The organism is Candidatus Binataceae bacterium (assembly GCA_035650475.1).
In the GTDB taxonomy this organism is placed as follows: Bacteria; Desulfobacterota; Binatia; order Binatales; family Binataceae; genus JAKAVN01.
In genome coordinates, this window is sequence record DASRHP010000012.1 from 589,927 (window position 1) to 607,420 (window position 17,494).

Consider the following 17,494-nt stretch of genomic DNA (forward strand, 5'->3'; position numbering starts at 1 on the left):
GCAGTGGGCCGCCGCCTCTACTCCTCCATCGGCTGATAGACGATTTGGAGGCGGTCGAGGAAGTCCACAAGCTCACCTGCCAGGCGGCGCGCGCCGTCGAAGTCGCCGCCGGCGGCGGCCCGTTCGAGGCCGCGCCCGATTTCGCTTATTGCCTCGAGTCCGAAGCCGCCGCCTTCGCCCTTGAGCTTGTGCCCCAGGCGCGCGACGGCTTCGCGCGCGCCGCGCTCGGCGGCGGCCACCACCGCCGCAGCGTCATCGCGCTTGCGCGCGAGAAAACCTGGGACGAGGTCGCGCAGGTCGTCGTCGACGTGTACGACGATCCGACCCCGGATTTCGCCGCTGTCGGCGCAGTCGCCGCCGCCGAAGGATGAAGGCGCGCCGATCGACGACGAGCCGGGCGCGATGCGCCCGGGCTGTGCGGGCGCTTCCGGCTGCGTGGCGGCCTTCTCTGCGCCGTGCGGTTCGAGGGCATCGTCGAGCGCTTTGAGCAGCGTGGGTCGTTTGACCGGCTTGGTTACACGCGAGTTGCATCCCATCTCCAGACTCCTGCGCGCGGCCTCCTCATGGGTCGACGCGGTCAGCGCGATGATCGGGGTGGGCGAGCGATGATTCTCGCGCTCCCATCGGCGAATCTCGGAGACCGCTGCGTACCCGTCCATCACCGGCATCTGGAGGTCCATCAGGATCGCGTCGTAGCTCTCCGAGGTTGCCTTGCGGACCGCCGCCTTGCCGTCGGCCGCGTAATCCAGCGAATAGGGAGTGTTCCTCAGGTAACCCTCTATGACAAGCCGGTTGTCGAACGAATCCTCCGCCAGCAAAATCCGGCGCGGGCGCCGAAGCGGCACCGCGCAGGTTTGCGCCATAGCCCCTTCAGACGCCGGCAGCGGCGCGGACGGGGCCGGTGCCTCGGATGAGTCGCCGCCGCCGTTGGCGCCGCCGTCGTGATACCCGAGTGAGGCCGCTTCGGATAGTCCGCCCGCGCGGGCGGCGGCAACCACCGCCAGCAGTTCGGCACGTCGGATCGGCTTGAACAGGTGCCGGCAGCGGTGACTTTCGCCGAATCCCGCGGCACGCAGGCGCGCAAACCGCGCCGGCAAATCATCGGCGGTCAGCATCACAACCAGTGCTTCGCCGTCGTCGGCGCGCACGTGATGGCCGAGCGCGTCGGAGGCAGGTATCCGGCAATCCGCCAGCACGACGTCGTAGGGGCGGCCGGCGGCGCGCGCCCGATCGATTTGCCCGATCGCCGCGGCGCCGTCAGGCGCCTGATCGACGGCGGCGCCCGCCAGCTCGAGCATCTCGGCGGCGACTGCGCGGCCCGCCGGCGTGCCGTCCGCGATCAGTAGACGGGCACCGGCGAGGCTGTGCGCGGCGCCGAGCTGCTCAACCGCGGGAGCCCCGGGCCGCACGTCGAACGGCACGATGAAGCTGAAGGTGCTGCCGACGCCAGGGCGACTTTCGACCCTTATCCGTCCGCCCTTCAGCTCGACCAGCCGCTTTACGATCGCCAGGCCCAGGCCGCTGCCGCCGTACTTGCGGGTGGTCGTCGAGTCGCCCTGGGTGAAGCTGCTGAAGATCGTTTCCAGCTTCTCGGCGGGTATTCCGATGCCGGTGTCGCGCACCGCAAAGCGCAGGAGCACGCGGTTGGCGGCCGGCTCGGCACCGTTTGGGCCGCGGTTGTCCGCGTCGACGGTGGCCGCCTCGGTCGCCTCGGCTATTGCGGGCGGCGCGGCCACTTCGATGGCGATGACAACTTCGCCGCGCTCGGTGAACTTGATCGCGTTGCCCACCAGGTTGACGAGGATCTGCCGCAGGCGCAGTGGATCGCCGACGAGCGCAGTGGGAACGCCGGGACGAATGTGCAGTGCGAGCTCGAGCCCTTTTTCGTGGGCGCGGATGCCGAGCGTTTCCATCACGCTCTCGGCGAGCTCGACGAGGCTGAATTCCGAGCGCTCCAGGCCCAGCCGCCCGCTTTCGATCTTGGCGAGATCGAGAACGTCGTCGACCAGAGCGAGCAAGGTCGCACCGTTGGCGCGCATCGTGTGCAGGTAGCGGCGCTGTTCGGCGGAGAGCGGGGTTTCCCACAGCAGGTCCGCCATCCCCAGAATCGCATTCATCGGAGTGCGGATCTCGTGCGACATGCTCGAGAGGAACTCGGATTTGGCCTGTGAGGCTGCCAGCGCGGCCTCGCGCGCGGCGATGAGTTCGCGCTGGGTGCGCTTGAGATGGCTGATGTCGCGTGAGAAGGCCAGCAGGCACGGGCGTCCGTCGATCTCGCTAATCACGGCCGAGAGCAGGCAGGGGGTAGTCCCGCCGCCGGGGCGGCGGAACTCGACTTCCAGGTTGCGCACGACGCCCATCGAAAGCACCAGCTCGGTCACTTCCCGCAGCCTGCGCTCCGAAATCCAGACATCGAGCTCGGCTATCGTGTGGCCGACGACGTCTTTGCGCCGGCGCTCGACCATACGGAAGAAGTCGCTGTTGCAGTCAAGGATGCGCCAGCCGGCGAGGTCGATGATGCAGATTGCGTCGAGGCTGCTCTCGAAGACGCGGCGGAACCTGGCCTCGCTCTCGGCCATCCGGCGCTGAGCGGCTTCGCGCTGCGCGATTTCTGCGCGCAGCAGCTCGCGGCTATGGTTGAGCGTTTCGATCTGGGCCGCGAGCGTTTGGTAGGCGCTGCGCAGGTCCTGCTCGCTCTGCTTGAGCTGGCTGATGTTGCGCGCGGCAGCGACGATGCACTCCTCGCCGTCCAGCTCCATCAGCGCAGCCGAGAGCAGGTATGGTACGGCCCTGCCGTCCTTCATGTGAAAGATGCATTCCATGTTGCGCACCTGGCGCTCGGCACGCAGGCGGCGCATAAAGGTTCTGAGCTGATCGCGGTCCAGCCACAGGCCCAGCTCGAGTGCGGTGCGGCCGAGGGCTTCCTCCCGCTTGTAGCCGCTGATCTCGCAGAAGCACTGGTTGAAGTCGAGGTAGCGGCCGTCGCTCAGCCGGTTGATCGAGATCGCGTCGCCGCTGGCCTCGAGCACCCTGCGCAGCTTCGATTCGCTCTGGCGAAGCTGCTCATGGCCCGTTTGGACGCTTTTCGCCCAGCGCGCAATCTCCGCGCGATGATGCTCGGCGGCGGCCACGATGAAATGACCGAGGGCGGCAGCGATCAGCAGCCCGAACCAGCTATAGGCCGCTTGGTCCGCCGGAACCTGGCTCGCCAGCATCGGCACCGCCATCGCCCCGGCACCGGTTATCGTCAGTGCTGCCTGGCAGATCGTACTCCATGGCATCGTCGCCGCGGTGCCAACCAGGCCCAACGCGACAGTGATCAGCAATGGTTCGGTTTTGCCGGTCATCAGGGTCAGCGCGGCTGTCAGCGCGAAGGCCAGGGACAGGGCTGCAAACGCGATCGGGCGCCAGCGGCGCGCGAACCACCGCATAGTCGTGGCCGCGAGGACGAGCGCGGCGATAAGCAGCGTAACCGAGTGCAACCCGAGGGCGGGCGTCGGACCGATGTCAACCAAGAAGTAGATAAGCTCGAAGCAGACGAACAGTACGAAGGCCGTGCGCATCAAGCGCAGCCGCACAATCCAATCGCTTTCCGAAAAGTCGCGAGCTTCCGCCGCCGGCGGCGGCCGCATCGCGGTCGTGGCCGACGGTTCGGTTGTGGCTGTCGAGGCGGCAGGTTCGGTTGCGCTGACGGCCATGGTGCTGCTGGCGCGACGAGCGACGGGTCTCAGAGCTTAGGCGAAAAACCGTTATATCCTACCAATTTGCGCAAATACGCGCGACGCTTTTTTTTTGGCGCCAAGGTTGGCGCCCGACCCGCGCTTCAGCAGGCGTCCAGGGCGCGCGCGAAGTCCTCGACCAGATCGTCCGTGGCTTCCAATCCGACCGAGAGCCGGATAAGGCCCTCTGCGATGCCGGCCTGCGCCCGTTCCTGCGGCGACATTCCGGAGTGCGAGGTTGTGGCCGGGCGCGTGATTAGGCTTTCAACCCCGCCCAGGCTGGGCGCCGAAATCGGCAGCGTGACCGTCTCGATAAAACGGTCGGCGGCGGCGACTCCGCCGCTCAGCTCGAAGCTCAGCATTCCGCCGAAGCCGTCGAGCAGCTCGCAGGCGCGCAGATGGTCGGGGTTGCCTTCCAGCCCCGGATAATTGACCCTGCGCACCTTGGGATGGGATTCCAGGAAGCGCGCGATCTTGAGCGCGCTTTCGTTCTGATAGCGCACGCGCACGGCCAGTGTCTTAAGCCCGCGATGGAGCAGGAAGCAGGCGTGCGGGTCGAGCACGCCGCCCAGATGGTTCAAGCGATGGGTGACCGAGCGTACGAGGTCGGCGCGTCCGATCACCGCGCCGGCCACGATGTCGGAATGGCCGTTGAGATACTTGGTGCCGCTGTGGATTGAAAGGTCGAAGCCAAGCTCGGCAGGCCGGAAATTGATCGGGCTTGCGAAAGTGTTGTCGATGATCGACACCAGCGAATGCTCGGCCGCAAACTCGACCGCCGCGCGCAGGTCCGCTACGCCCATCAGCGGATTCGAGATCGTCTCGACGTAAATCGCGCGCGTGCGCGGGGTAAGGCGCTCGCGCCACGAGGCGGGATCGTTGGGATCGATGAAGTCGGTTGCGATGCCGAGCGCGGGAAGGTCGGCGGTCAGGAGGTCGTGGGTGCCGCCATAGAGGCAGTCCTGCGCGAGCAGGCGGTCGCCGCTTGCGAGCAGCGCGAGCAGCGTGGCCGAGATCGCCGCCATCCCGCTCGCCGTCACCAGCGCCGCCTCGGCGTTCTCCAGCGCGGCGAGCTTCTCATGGAGCGCTTCGTGATTGGGGGTGTTGCTGAGCCTGATATAGCGCAGGTCGTGGTAACTGCGCTCGCCGCGGTAGGCGAAGGTCGCCGATTGGAAGATCGGCATCGCGACTGCGCCGCCAAGCAGCGGCTCGGGCTCGCCCGCATGGATAAGCTTGGTTTCGATCGCCCGGATGAGCTTGGCCATCGCAGACCTCCGCGTCGGCGGCGGGCGGGCCGCGCGGCGAGGGCCGCGCGAGGGCGCGATGCCGCCGACACAGCGCTTTTAGCACAGGGACGGGGCAAAGAAGCGATATGCGCAGGGGTTACAGGCCCCGGCCTGCGCCGCGACCGGGCTCAGTGGCCGGCGATGAGCTCGCGGGAAATCAGCATCTTTTGCACCTCGTTGGTGCCGTCGTAGATCTGGAAGACGCGGGCGTCGCGGTAGAGTTTTTCGACCGGGTAGTCGTTGATGAAGCCGTAGCCGCCGTGGATCTGGATCGCCGCCGAGCACACCCGCTCGCACATCTGCGCGCCGAACAGCTTCGCCATCGAGGCTTCCTTGATACAGCGCGCGCGCCGCTCCTTGAGCGCGGCCGCATGCAGATACATCTGACGCGTGACCTCGATCTCGGTCGCCATCTCGGCGAGCCTGAACGCGATCGCCTGGTGCTCGGTCAGCTTTTTGCCGAAGGTTTCCCGCTCGCGCGCGTAAGCCAGGGCGGCGTCGAAGGCGGCGCGCGCCACGCCCACCGATTGGGCGGCGACGCCGATGCGTGCGCTGTCGAGCGCTTCGAGCGCCACCTTCAGCCCCGCGCCCGGCGGCCCTAACATGTCGTCGGCGTCGACTTCGAGCTCCTCGAGCGCGATCTGGCAGGTGTCGTTGGTCCGATGGCCGAGCTTGTGCTCGACGCGCACCACGCGGTAGCCCGGCGACGCCGTGTGCAGTAGGAAGGCCGAAATTCCGCGCTTGCCGGCGGCGGGATCGCTCAGCGCGAGCGCGACCGCGACGTCGGCAGAGCGACCGCCGGTTATCAGCGACTTAGCGCCGTTGAGGACCCAGCGATCGCCGCGGCGCGCCGCGCGAGTGCGCAGGTTGGCGGCGTCGGAGCCGGCTTGCGGTTCGGTCAGGAGCATGCACGCGATCTGCCGGCCGCTTGCGACCGGACGAAGGAAGCGCTCTTTCTGCTGGTCGGTGCCGAAGTCGCGGACCTTGAAGCAGAACGAGTTGGTGGCGTTAACGAGGTTGCAGATGCCGGCATCGCCATAGGCCAGCTCTTCGGTCGCCAGGACGTAGGAGATGAAGTCGGCGCCGGCGCCGCCCCATCGCGCAGGCACACATACCCCGAACAGCCCGAGCGCCCCGATTCTGCGGACCGTATCCAGCGGCACGGTCGCCGTGCGATCCCATTGGGCGGCGAACGGCGCGATCTCGCGACGCACGAACTCGCGGGTCATGTCGCGGATCGCAATCTGGCTGTCGTTTAGCTGGGCCATTCTTTTCTCTCTACCGGAAAATCTGGTTGAGACCGCCGGGGGTCGAGTACTTCTTGAGGTTGTCGTATTCCTTGGGGACCTGCTGGTTGACGTAGGCGCCGTGACCGTCGGCGTCGGTGCTGTAGAAGAAGGTCGCATGGTTGCGCTGGAGATCCCAGAAGACGTCGGTCTGGGTGCCGGCGAAGTCCTGCACGCCCACCCCAGGCACTTCCATCGCGACTGGGAAGATCGCGAACGCCTTCCACAGCTTCCGCTGCGCGTCGTAGAGGTCCTCCCACAGAGGGACGAAACTGTTCTTGTCAACGTAGATGATGCGCTTGCCGTAGCAGTAGCCGCCGGCTCTCGACGGCACCTTGCGCACGTCGATCACATAAACGTCGCGCAATTCCCACTTGCCCCACGACGGCTTGGGCCATCCGAGCGGCATCTCGTACTGCTCGGGAAACTTGCCGGTGTCGCCGTTGATGTTGTTGAGCGCCAGGATGCGCCGCTGGCCGAGCAGCTTGGCGGTGAACTCGGTGATGTTGCCGTTGAAGCCGTAGCGGAAGTCGTCGCGGGTCACGTCGCCCTTGCCCTGCAGGCAGCGCGCAGCGGAGCTGACCTGGATCGCGCGGCGCAGCGCGGGCGTGAATTCGTAAACGTCCTGCAGGCGGGTCAGGTCGCTGTAGATGATCGTCAGGCCCGCGGTGTATTTGGCCTCCTCGGGCTCCTCGATCATGTTCCACGCGGTGTAGTCCATGTCGCCCGCGCCCGGCGTGACCATCGGGTAGCCTGGATCGACGACATGCTTGAGCGTGCGGTCAACGAAGATCTCGCGGTTGCACGAGATGTTGCCGAACTGGTTCATCGCGCAGTCCGAGCTCATGTTGGCAGGCGTCGAGACGATCAGGTGCGGCATGTAGCGGTACCATAGGTCCGCGAGCACCTGCCATCCGGCGCTGGGGCCGGCGGGATGGGGAAACGGAATGCCGGCTACATAGCCTGTGAGATTGAAGCTGCCGTTGGGCAGCGGGACCATCCTGACCTGTCCCGCGTACTTCTCGGTCGCTTCGAGATAGGGTTTGGGCAATGGATGGTCGTTGGTCGGACCGACGACCATCTGCGCGCCGTCGGGGATCTTCCAGAAGTACTGGCCCGAGAACAGCGCGGCCATGCTGTCGGGCATGAACTTCTCGTAGCTGCGCCAGTTTTGCGTGGTGATCACGGTGCCCGGCGCGATCGCCGGGTCATCGGCGAAGGCGCCCGGCGTGGCCACCAACGCGCAGAGCGCGGCGGCGAGAACGAGCCTGCAAAGCTGAACCATTTCCTGCCATCCTTCCGGTCCCCCAACCGAAAGCGGACAACTTCCTTTGAAAGCAGAGAAGGCGTTTCGCGATCAAGCGAAACGCGCGGCGTATGTGCGCCGTTCAACCCGAAAGACGCGCCTCGGCGTTTGACCGAGCCGCCCGCGCGGCGCTAGCGAGGCAGAAAAACACGCGGAACGCGAACTGCCGACTCGCCCGCTCGCGTCCCGCGCCTTCCCGCCGGCCGCCGGCTACGCGCGCGCCTGAAGGTCGCGCCGTGACCTTCAGGCGCGCGCCGCGCGCGGCTCAGTAGTAGTCCACCGGGTCGATCTGGCGCTTGGCGCCGTACCAGAACAGCATGTTCTCGGTCAGCCCCTGCCAGGTGAACTTGCCCGGCGGCATCAGCAGCCGCTTGAACATCGACTTGAACGAGTAGAACTCCTTGGTGCAGCGCCAGACCCCTTCCTCGACCTGCTGCGGCGAGAGCTTGTTGGGCACGAACATGCAACGGAAGTTGTTGGTGTACATGTCGGCGTCGGGGATGATGACGCGGCCTTCCTGTTCCAGCTTCTCGCGCATCGGGGTGCCCTTGCGCGGAGTGACGGTGTTGAAGAAGGCCTCTGGCGCCTTGACCTCGTGGAGGAAACGCAGGGTGTCGTCGAAGATGCCCGGATGGTCCTCCTCGAGGCCGAAGAGGAAGTTGAGCGAGTAGTAAATGCCGTAGTGCTCGAGCCGCTTGAGCAGCTTCTTATACTCCTTGACGTGGTTCTGAATCTTGCTCATCGAGAGCAGGCTGTCCTGGCTTATCGATTCGACTCCGATGTTGACGTGGAACACGCCCGCCTTGGCCGCCAGCTCGAGCAGCTCCTCGTCGTGGTTGGAGTTGATCGTCCACAGACAGGAGAAGCGGATGTTGAGCGGGATGAGCGCGCGGAAGAGCTCGCGCGCGAACTTATGCTTGCCGGTGATCTGGTCGTCGATGAACTGGAAGCGGCGAAAGCCGGTGACATTGATGACCTGTTTGATCTCCTCGACGATGTCGCCGACCGGGCGGGTGCGGTAGCTGCCGCTGTAGAAGACCGGAATCTCGCAAAACGAGCAGCGATAAGGGCATCCGCGGCTCGCCTGCACCGGCACCGCCTTGAACAGGTAGCGGTTGAGCTTGAGCAGCTCGTGGCGCGGGCGCGGCAACCCCTTGAGGTCGTGCAGCTTATCGGCCTTGTAAACCTGCTTGAGCTTGCCGTCCTGCCAGTCGCGCAACAGCGGCTCCCACACCAGGTCGGCTTCGCCTTGGACTACGGCGTCGGCGTGTTTGAGCGCCTCCTCGGTCTGGAGGGTGGCATGGAAGCCGCCCATCACGACCGGGACGCCGCGTTTGCGAAACTCGTCGCCGAGCTGGTAGGCGCGCAGCGAGGCGCCGATGGTGGTGGTCATCCCTACCAGGTCCCATCCGGCGTCGAAGTCGAGGTCCTCCAGCCGCTCGTCGCACAGGGTTACATCGAAATCGGGCGGCGTCAGCCCCGCCATCAGCGGAATCATCAGCCCCATGATCAACCGCCAGCGCGTCTTGTGCGGAGTGCCGTCGAGATGGATCGTGGTCGGCTGGATCAGCAGAATACGCGGTTTTTTCACGCTTCCTCCGTAGCCGCCGTTCAGGCCGGCTTCCCCTCAAACCCGCTTCGTCCCCATCGGCGGGTCGTCAACCGCCACAGGACGAACGTAAAGACGTAAGTGCCGAACGCGGCGCCCCAGACGAAGAGATACAGACGGTCGAACAGAGCCAGTACGACCAGCAAATAGGCGAAGTCGCGCCCGGTAATTTGCTCGACCCGCGCGATCCAGTGCTCAGCCTCGGCGCCGCTGACCTGTGTGGCGCGCCATACCGCGACCGCTGTCAGCGCAAACCCCAGCAACAGGATGACCAGGAGATACAGGTAAGCCCGGCTGCCGCTGGCTCGATAGCATCCCGCGACCAGTCCACTGAACACTGCGACGTGCACGATGTTGTCGGTCACGATGTCGAGCCACGCGCCAAAGCGCGTCTCTGCCATCTTAAGCCGTGCCAGCTCGCCATCCACCCCGTCGAAGGTCGTCGAAATCAGGAACAGTACTGCGGCGGCTACGTGGGTCCCGTAGCTGGTTACAGCGAACAGCCACGCGCTGAGCAGACCGAGCATGCTATTGGCGAGCGTCACCTGGTTGGGTGTGATTGCGGTGTGCGCCAGCCGATAGCTGATCCGCCAGGAGAGCCGGCGGTCCAGCCAGCGCGCCATCGGTGCGTCCTTGGCCGCGGTTTCATGGCGCAGAGCGCGCGCCAGCCGCAGTTCGGCCTCGTGCAGGTCCTCCGGCCGTCCGTCCAGCGCGAAAGGCAGTTGATTGCTGGTGGGTATCTGCGAGGCCGGGGCGGTGCCGACGCTGATAAGCTGCGCCAACGGGCCGGCAGCGACGCTTCCGCGCTGACCCACGTCGGCGCTGGCCAGCGCGACAACCCGACCGGGGCGGGCGGCCTGATGGTCGAAGACCGCCCGCAACTGCGAGGCCGGCATTACCAGGTTCCCCCGCATTGCCACACAGGGCGCGTCGGCCGGCAGCTCCTCGAGCACTTGGGCGAAGGAGCCGACGAAGCGTACTGCGGGGCTGTCGCGAAATGAGCCTAACGAGTCGCGGAGCGAGGGACGCTCGGCTTCGGGGGCGCCGATGAAGAATCGCTTCACACCGGCGCGTTGACACATAAGTAGCAGCCGTTCGAGCAGGGGTCGCCCGAAGATCAGATTCCCGCTCCGGCTGGGGACGTCGATTAGTGCGGTCTCAATCAAAGAAAACCTTTATTGAACAAAGGTTTTTAGAACAATCGCGGCCTCGAGTCAACGCGCTGACCGTGCGGTTTGTCACATCCGACATTCCTGCGCCGGTAACCTGTGCGCAACCGAAGCGTCTGCTTATTCTTCAAGCGAAAATTTGTAGAGGCGCGATGGATGGGCTGCTAAGCTTGCTGGGTGACCAGTCCGACCCGGGGTTTGCTGTTCGACTTCGGCGGCACGCTCGACCATCCGCATCACTGGCTGGACCGATTCCTGCGCCACTATCGTCAGGCGGGGATCGAGCTGAGTCGGGCCGACCTCGACGCGGCCTATGCGCACGCCACTCGCACGGCCTACGCCGCCGACGCCCCTCTGCACCGGCGTGGCCTGCACGAGCTACTGCGTTTTCTGGTCGCCCATCAGTTTGACCATCTCCGCAGCCAAGGTCCGGCCGAGGTGCGCGAGCGCTTGCTCAGCCTCAACCAGCGGAGCGATCGCGTCGCCGAGCGCATTGCGGCCGACTTCGCCGAAGAGTCGGCGCACGGGCTGGCGCGCAGCCGCGACCTGATGCGTGAGCTATCGCGCGAATTCAAGCTGGGGGTTGTATCGAACTTCTACGGCAACCTCGAGGTGATCCTGGTCGAAGCCGGCATCCGCGAGCTTATCCAGGTGGCGATCGATTCCAAGCATCTGGGGATTTTCAAACCCGACGAGCGGATTTTTGTCGCCGCGCTCAAGGCACTTGATCTGCCGCACAACCGCGTCGCGGTGGTAGGAGATTCGCTGCACAAGGATTGTGCGCCGGCCCGCAAGCTGGGCATGCACGCGATCTGGCTGCGAGCCGGCCGCACTGCGCATGCGGGCGCCACCCACGAGCGCGAGGCCGCGGCGATCGCGCATCAGACGATCGATTCGCTCGAAGACTTGAAGGATCTCAAATGGGAGACGGCGGAGTCAGCGGCGCAATAATTGCCGCCGGCCGCGGCGAACGCCTGCGCGCGGCGGTGGGAGACATTCCCAAGCCGCTGGTCGAGCTGGGTGGCGAGGCGATGCTCGTGCGGCAGGCACGGATGTTGCGCCATGCGGGCGCAGCGAGCGTAGTGGCGCTGGTCAATTCCGAGACCGCGCGCCTGCTCGAGGCGCGTCGGCTCCAATTGCCGGATTGGCTGCGGCTGCGCGTGCGCGACACGGCGAGTTCGATGGAATCGTTGTTTGCGCTCAGCGACGACCTGCAAGCCGCCTCGCACTTCGTGCTCGCCACGGTTGACTCGGTTGCGGCGCCGGGCGAACTTAGATCTTTCACAAACCGGGCCGCCGAGCTCAGTGCCCCGCGCGGGGGACGGTTCGACGGAGCGCTGGCGGTCGTGCGATGGCGCGGCGACCGGCGTCCGCTATTTGCTGCGGTCGGCTCGGACGGCGCGATCACTGCGCTCGGCGAGTTCCAGAGCGCGATGGTTACGGCGGGGTTTTACTGGCTGCCGGGTACGATTTTCGACCTCGCGCCGCGAGCGCGCGCGGCGGGCCTGGATGCGATGCGGCGGCTTTTGGGAATGGCGGTGGAGAGCGGGATGCGATTGGCGGCGATCGAGCTTTCAGGCGCGATCGACGTTGATGAATCGGCCGACCTCGCGGCGGCCCGCGCGCTGGTTGGTGCGGCGCCGGGTGCGGAGCGTGAATGACGATGCGTGCGCTGGGAATCTATCGTGAGGCGGAATTTTCCCCGGGCAAGGTCGAGGCCGACGCGGCGATCCTCGACAGCGCGCTCGGCGCGCTGCGCGAGAACGGCTTCGAGGTCGGCGCGATCAGCGCCGCGCAGTTTGTGGAACGGACCCCGCCAGCCGCCGACGTCGTGCTTGCGATGTGCCAGGGTGAACGTGCGCTGGCCCGCCTGGCCGCCCTTGAACGCCAGGGCGCGCTTGCGATCAATTCCGCGCTCGCCATCCGCAACTGCTACCGCGACCTGCTCTATGCCGGATTGAGCCATGCCGGCGTGCCGGCGCCCTCGGGTGCTCTGGTGCGCACCGACGCGCGCCCGCCCGACCTGATGCCGCTCGGCGTGCTTGATGTTGATGCTCCGATGTACGTCAAGCGCGGCGACCTCCATGCGCTTGCCTCCGACGACGTGCAACGGGTAGAAAGCCGGAGCGCGCTGCGCACGGCGCTGGCCGGGTTTGCGCGCCGCGGCGTGGGGCTGGCCTACGTGCAGCAGGCGGTCGAGGGCAGGGTGGTCAAGTTTTACGGCGTAAGCGGCGGCGAGTATTTCGCGGCCCTACCCGAAACCGGCGAGCTGTCGGATCGGACAAGCCTCGCGCTGGCGCAGAGCGCGGCCGCGGGCGCCGCCGCGCTCGGCCTGGAGGCGTGGGGTGGCGACGCGATAATCGACGGCGAGCGCATCATGATTGTGGATTTCAACGACTGGCCCAGCTTCAGCAGGGTGCGCCAGGCCGCCGCGCGCGCGATCGCGCGCCGATGTGTGGCGCTTTTGCGCCGGGCGCGTCAGCCGCGCCAGGACGTCTGAACGGGCGGCGCGCAGATTGGCGCCGCATTGCCCGAGGGGAGCTCAAGCAGAACAGCGGATGAGCACATCGCATACGCCGAGGCCCATTACCACCGCATCCCAGAGCCCGGCCGCATCTGATGCAGTCCCGGCCGCCAATGGCCGGCGGACCGACGGACGTCAGGCTGCAGAAGCGTCCAACGGACGCACGCTGGCCGCGGCGCTGCCGAAGATCGTCACCGAAATTCCGGGCGCGCGCTCGCGGGCATTATTCGAGACCGAGCAGCGCCATATCGCGCCCGGCCGCCAGCGTATCTCCCAGCTCGCGGGTGTCGCTTTCGACCACGGCGCAGGCGCCACGCTGACCGACGTCGATGGCAATGTTTACCTCGACTTCTTCGCAGGTGTGGCGGTCGCCAGCCTCGGCCATGCGCATCCCGCGCTCGCCGACGCGCTCGCGCGTCAAGCCTCGCGCCTGATCGTCGGAACGTTCGCCACGCCCGAGCGCGCCGAGGCGTTCCGGGCGCTGGGCGAAGCCGCGCCCGGCAAACTCAAGCGCGCGCATCTCTATAGCGGCGGCGCGGAGGCGGTTGAAGCGGCGCTGCGTCTTGCGCGCTCGGCCACCAAGCGGCACGAGGTGCTCGGCTTCTGGGGTGGTTTTCACGGCAAGACCGCGGGCGTGATGGGGCTTATCGGCGACGAGTCCAAGCAGGGTTACGGTCCGCTCGCCGGGGGCCAATACCTGGTCCCGTACGCCGACTGCTATCGATGCCCGTTCAAGATGGAATACCCGGGCTGCGGGCTGTACTGCGTCGATTTCGCGCGCGAGCAGCTCAAGCGCAGTTCGGCGGGCGCGCTCGCCGCGGTGGTAGCCGAGCCGATGCAAGGAACGGCGGGCAACGTGATACCCCCCGACGACTACTTGCCCGCGCTCAAGGAGCTCGCGCGCGAGCATCGAGCGCTGCTGATCGCTGATGAAATGATCACCGGCTTCGGCCGCACCGGGAAGATGTGGGGCGTCGAGCACAGCGGGGTCCAGCCCGACGTCATGACGATCGGCAAGGGGATGGGCTCGGGCTTTCCGGTTGCGGGCGTGCTGCTGAGCGACGAACTCGGCAAAAGCGAGCCGTTCGGCAAACCGAGCGCGTCGTCGTCAAGCTACGGTGGCAATCCGCTGGCGGCGGTGGCGGTGGCCCAGACGCTGCGCACGATTCAAAACGAGCGGCTGGTCGAAAACTCCGCCACGGTCGGGGCCTTCCTGCTCGAACGTTTGATGCGGCTCAAGGAGAAGTACGAATTCGTCGGTGACGTGCGCGGCAAGGGCCTGATGATCGGCATCGATCTGGTCCGCGACCGCAAGACCAGAGAAATGCTCGGGCGCTCGGTCACCGAGATGATCTTCAAGGAAGCGCTCAGGCGCGGGCTTCTGGTGATGGGCTACTTCCCGCGCATGCGGATCAATCCGCCGCTGGTGATCACGCGCGAGCAGGCCGAAGCCGGCGCCGAAATCCTTGACGAAGTCTTCGCCCACGTCCGCGACCATGTGGACTGGCGCTCTGCTCCGTAACGGGTTTCCACGATGGCGCAGGATGCCGGAAACCGTGCGCTGTTTTGCGACCTCGCGGGGACGCTCGTCGCGATGGACGAGACGCGCCAGCTCCCGCTCGGCCGCGACGGCAGGATCGTAGTCGAGCTCCTGCCCGGGGTGGCCGAGAAGCTCGCGCCAATTCGCGATCATCTGATCTTCGTCGTCACCAATCAGGCCGGGATTGCGCGCGGCCGGCTCTCTGCGGAGCAGGTCGAGGCCGCGCTCGCCGAGCTTGACGACAAGCTGGGCGGGATACTGAGCGGCTGGCAGATCTGCCCGCACGACGATTCGGCTGGATGCGCCTGCCGCAAGCCCAAGGGCGGAATGCTGACCGAGCTGGGTGCGACCTTCGGCGTCGATATGGCGGCTTCGACGATGGTTGGCGACCAGGAGATCGATGCGCAGGCGGGGCGTGCAGCGGGCGTCGGCCACTTCGTATGGGCGCGCGAATTCTTCGGCTGGAAGTAGGCTCTCGTTTTTCCTCACCGTTTCGAAGGCCGGGATGGCGTGGGGGTGTTATCGCCTTTCGCGCGGCTGGAAATCATCGGCGCTTTTTGCGACAACTCGCCTTGGGCGAGTGAGCATCCGCACAGCCCATCCCGGAGGTGGACCGCATGAAGATCGGGTTACTGATGCCGTTTACCGAGGACACCGCCAACCCGGCGGACTTCTGCCGCGCCGCCGAGGATCTGGGTTACGAATCGATGTGGGTGCCGGAGCATCCGGTGCTCCCTTCCAACCCCAAGACGCCATTTCCGCAGGGCGGGCCGATTCCGCCGGTCTATTCGCACATGGGCGATCAGTTCGTCGCGCTCGGGATGGCGGCGGCGGCGACCCGAAAGCTCAAGCTCGCAACCGGCATCTGCCTGGTGCCGGAGCACAACCCGCTGATCCTGGCCAAGCAGATCGGCAGCCTCGATCATTTCTCCGGCGGGCGCTTCATCTTCGGCATCGGCGCCGGATGGCTGCGCGAGGAGGCCGAGCTGCTCGGCGCCGATTTTCCGCGCCGATGGACACAGAGCGCCGAGTACGTCGGCGCGATGCGCGCGCTGTGGAGTAAGGGCGAGGCGTCGTTCGAGGGCAAATACATCAAGTTTCCGCCGGTGCGCTGCTATCCGCAGCCGGCGCAGCCCGGCGGTCCGCCGGTCCTGCTAGGCAGCCGCGACAAGAACGCGCTCAAGCGGGTCGCCCGATGGGGCGACGGATGGTGCCCGATCCGGGTCACGGTTGACGATCTGAAAAAGGCGCTCCCCGAGCTGCGCGAGGAATGCGAGAAAGTCGGGCGCGACTACTCCAGGCTCGACATCACGGTGATGGGCGCACTGGGAAACGAACGCGCCAAGGTTCAGGACGAGCTGGGCAGGTACGCCGCGCTCGGCGTGGGCCGCTTTGTGATCGCGCTGGTTGCCGGCGCGCTCGGCCCCTCGCAGTACCAATCCGAGCTCGAACGGCTGGCGAAGATTTACGTCTGAGCGGTTTCCGGCCCTCGGAGGGAAAAGACTACGGGGGAGTCGCTCGGCCCCTGGCTTGACCTCGGCCCAGGAACAAAAGCACCACGGCACTGCGTCAGGCAGGCTTGGATTGCTTCAGCGGGCGGCCGAGGATGTTGCTGCGTCAGCCTTCATAGGTGAACGGGGAGAACTGGCCGGTCCTGCCCGCGAGGTCGAGTTCGAAGCCGTGGTCGCGGAACTTCAGCCGTTTCGAGCGGGAGACGACGCTCGGATGGCCGGGTGCGATAGCGAGCGGATGGTTGCTGATCGTCACCTCGGCGCCGCCGGCGCCTTCGAGAGCCTCGATTTCCGATTCGCCGATATCGCGGATGGTCATGCGGCGCGTCCGGCCGTTTGCGTGGTAGGCGATTTCGGCGTTTTTCACTCCGAGCACTTTGCTGATCAGCGGATGGAGCGCTGCGGGTACGCCGCCGGCCTGTCCGGTAAAAATCTTGAGCAGCGCGTCGCTCTGTTGACTTGAAGCGCGCGAATCGAGGTACAAGCCCGCGCTCCAGTTTCCCTGATGCATCGGGCCGGGCGAATGGAACAACGCCGCCACATTCAGGCCGTCCAGCGATACCTCGCCGAATTTCCCCGCTTCGATATGCCATCCCACCAGCACGGTGCAATTTCCCTCGGTCGGCGGGCTCAGGAAAATGCACGGGCAAAGCGTCTGGCAGTTGCAGGTCTCAAAGTAATCGCCCTTCGCGCTCCATGTCGTCGCCATCTGCGCGCCTCCTCGACGGCCGCGCCGGCAAGAGCCGGGCCGACCTTGCGCCGTGCCGCCAATTGTTTTCCTTGAGCCGTCTGACCGAATAATCTTCGGCCTGTATTCTCGATTCCTTTCGCATCTTCCTCTCACGACGCAAACGAGACAATGACCGCGACGCCGAAAGCCTTGCCCGAGACGCCGGAACGCCGGCCGCAATCGCTGGGTCGCGCCGATGTGCTGTCCGATGTGTTGCGGGTGATTCATCTGTCGGGTGCGATTTTCTTTCGCGCGGATCTCGCCGCGCCATGGGCGGTCCGGACCGCGTCTGCGGCGGAACTCGCGCGCCTGATGCTGCCCGGGGCGAAACAGCTCCTTCTGTTCCATATCATTGCGCACGGCCGCTGCTGGATCGCTCTTGACGGCGCGCCGCCGTTCGAGCTGGCCGGCGGAGACATCGTGCTGATGCCCTATGGCGGCGAGCACACGCTCGCCAGCGATCTTTCGCTTGCGGCCGTTCCGATGAGGCAGGTTCTGAAGCCGACTGCGGGCCTGAACAGCCTGGTCGTGGGCCGGGGGCCGCATCGGACGCGCGTCATCTGCGGGTTTCTGCAGTGCGAGGAGCTGCTGTGTACGGCCTCGCCGCGGTTGCCGCACATGTGGGTTACGACTCGGAAGCGGCCTTCAAGCGGGCCTTCAAACGGCAGGTCGGAGAACCGCCCGCCGCCTGGCGAGCCCGTGTGCTCTCGCCGCGGAGCTCACAGTTATGATCGGCGGCGACCGCCGCGGATCGCTCATGCGCCTTGATCCCAGCGGCGTGTGCCCTAGTCTATTGGGACGAATCGGCCTTGCG

Annotated in this window: 14 protein-coding genes; 7 read left to right on the forward strand and 7 right to left on the reverse strand. The window is 66.2% G+C overall.

Translation table 11 applies throughout. The annotated features are described in order from the left end of the window. Window positions 1-17 precede the first annotated feature (17 nt). The 6 genes from VFB33_14240 to VFB33_14265 form a co-directional block, all read right to left on the reverse strand. The gene (locus VFB33_14240) at window positions 18-3,563 is read right to left on the reverse strand and encodes a PAS domain S-box protein (GenBank protein HZO82852.1); all 3,546 of its coding nucleotides are present in this window, start codon (window positions 3,561-3,563) and stop codon (window positions 18-20) included. Window positions 3,564-3,823: 260 nt separating this feature from the next. Beyond that, window positions 3,824-4,984: an aminotransferase class I/II-fold pyridoxal phosphate-dependent enzyme gene (locus tag VFB33_14245; protein ID HZO82853.1), complete on the reverse strand. Its 1,161-nt coding sequence runs from the start codon at window positions 4,982-4,984 to the stop codon at window positions 3,824-3,826. Window positions 4,985-5,133: 149 nt separating this feature from the next. Next, window positions 5,134-6,273 carry an acyl-CoA dehydrogenase family protein gene (locus tag VFB33_14250; protein HZO82854.1) on the reverse strand — a complete coding sequence of 380 codons (1,140 nt, stop codon included), beginning with the start codon at window positions 6,271-6,273 and terminating at the stop codon, window positions 5,134-5,136. A 10-nt stretch (window positions 6,274-6,283) separates the two neighbouring features. Continuing rightward, window positions 6,284-7,576 carry a DUF1329 domain-containing protein gene (locus tag VFB33_14255; GenBank protein HZO82855.1) on the reverse strand — a complete coding sequence of 431 codons (1,293 nt, stop codon included), beginning with the start codon at window positions 7,574-7,576 and terminating at the stop codon, window positions 6,284-6,286. A gap of 286 nt (window positions 7,577-7,862) precedes the next feature. Then, window positions 7,863-9,188, reverse strand: coding sequence for a radical SAM protein (locus VFB33_14260; GenBank protein ID HZO82856.1), 1,326 nt, complete (start codon window positions 9,186-9,188; stop codon window positions 7,863-7,865). Between the two features lie 20 nt (window positions 9,189-9,208). Continuing rightward, the gene (locus VFB33_14265) at window positions 9,209-10,270 is read right to left on the reverse strand and encodes a CDP-alcohol phosphatidyltransferase family protein (protein ID HZO82857.1); all 1,062 of its coding nucleotides are present in this window, start codon (window positions 10,268-10,270) and stop codon (window positions 9,209-9,211) included. Between the two features lie 282 nt (window positions 10,271-10,552). On the opposite strand from VFB33_14265, the gene VFB33_14270 reads away from it, so the two are divergent. The 6 genes from VFB33_14270 to VFB33_14295 all read left to right on the forward strand — a co-directional run bounded on the left by VFB33_14270 (window position 10,553) and on the right by VFB33_14295 (window position 15,914). Next, window positions 10,553-11,326: an HAD family hydrolase gene (locus VFB33_14270; GenBank protein ID HZO82858.1), complete on the forward strand. Its 774-nt coding sequence runs from the start codon at window positions 10,553-10,555 to the stop codon at window positions 11,324-11,326. Beyond that, on the forward strand, window positions 11,296-12,036 hold the full coding sequence (locus VFB33_14275) for an NTP transferase domain-containing protein (protein HZO82859.1): 741 nt from the start codon (window positions 11,296-11,298) through the stop codon (window positions 12,034-12,036). Before VFB33_14270 ends, VFB33_14275 begins: the two co-directional genes overlap by 31 nt. Then, complete coding sequence (locus VFB33_14280; GenBank protein ID HZO82860.1) at window positions 12,033-12,875, forward strand: hypothetical protein; 843 nt, start codon at window positions 12,033-12,035, stop codon at window positions 12,873-12,875. Before VFB33_14275 ends, VFB33_14280 begins: the two co-directional genes overlap by 4 nt. A gap of 58 nt (window positions 12,876-12,933) precedes the next feature. Continuing rightward, the gene (locus VFB33_14285) at window positions 12,934-14,421 is read left to right on the forward strand and encodes an aspartate aminotransferase family protein (protein ID HZO82861.1); all 1,488 of its coding nucleotides are present in this window, start codon (window positions 12,934-12,936) and stop codon (window positions 14,419-14,421) included. A 12-nt stretch (window positions 14,422-14,433) separates the two neighbouring features. Next, window positions 14,434-14,910, forward strand: a complete 477-nt coding sequence (locus VFB33_14290; protein ID HZO82862.1) for an HAD-IIIA family hydrolase — start codon at window positions 14,434-14,436, stop codon at window positions 14,908-14,910. Window positions 14,911-15,056: 146 nt separating this feature from the next. After that, window positions 15,057-15,914 (forward strand): LLM class F420-dependent oxidoreductase, encoded by an 858-nt coding sequence (locus tag VFB33_14295; protein HZO82863.1) that lies wholly within the window; start codon window positions 15,057-15,059, stop codon window positions 15,912-15,914. Between the two features lie 142 nt (window positions 15,915-16,056). Here VFB33_14295 and VFB33_14300 read toward each other — a convergent pair whose 3' ends face one another. After that, complete coding sequence (locus VFB33_14300; GenBank protein ID HZO82864.1) at window positions 16,057-16,659, reverse strand: DUF1326 domain-containing protein; 603 nt, start codon at window positions 16,657-16,659, stop codon at window positions 16,057-16,059. 150 nt (window positions 16,660-16,809) lie between these two features. Between VFB33_14300 and VFB33_14305 the strand changes: the two genes are divergently transcribed. Further along, window positions 16,810-17,448: a cupin domain-containing protein gene (locus VFB33_14305; protein ID HZO82865.1), complete on the forward strand. Its 639-nt coding sequence runs from the start codon at window positions 16,810-16,812 to the stop codon at window positions 17,446-17,448. Window positions 17,449-17,494 lie beyond the last annotated feature (46 nt).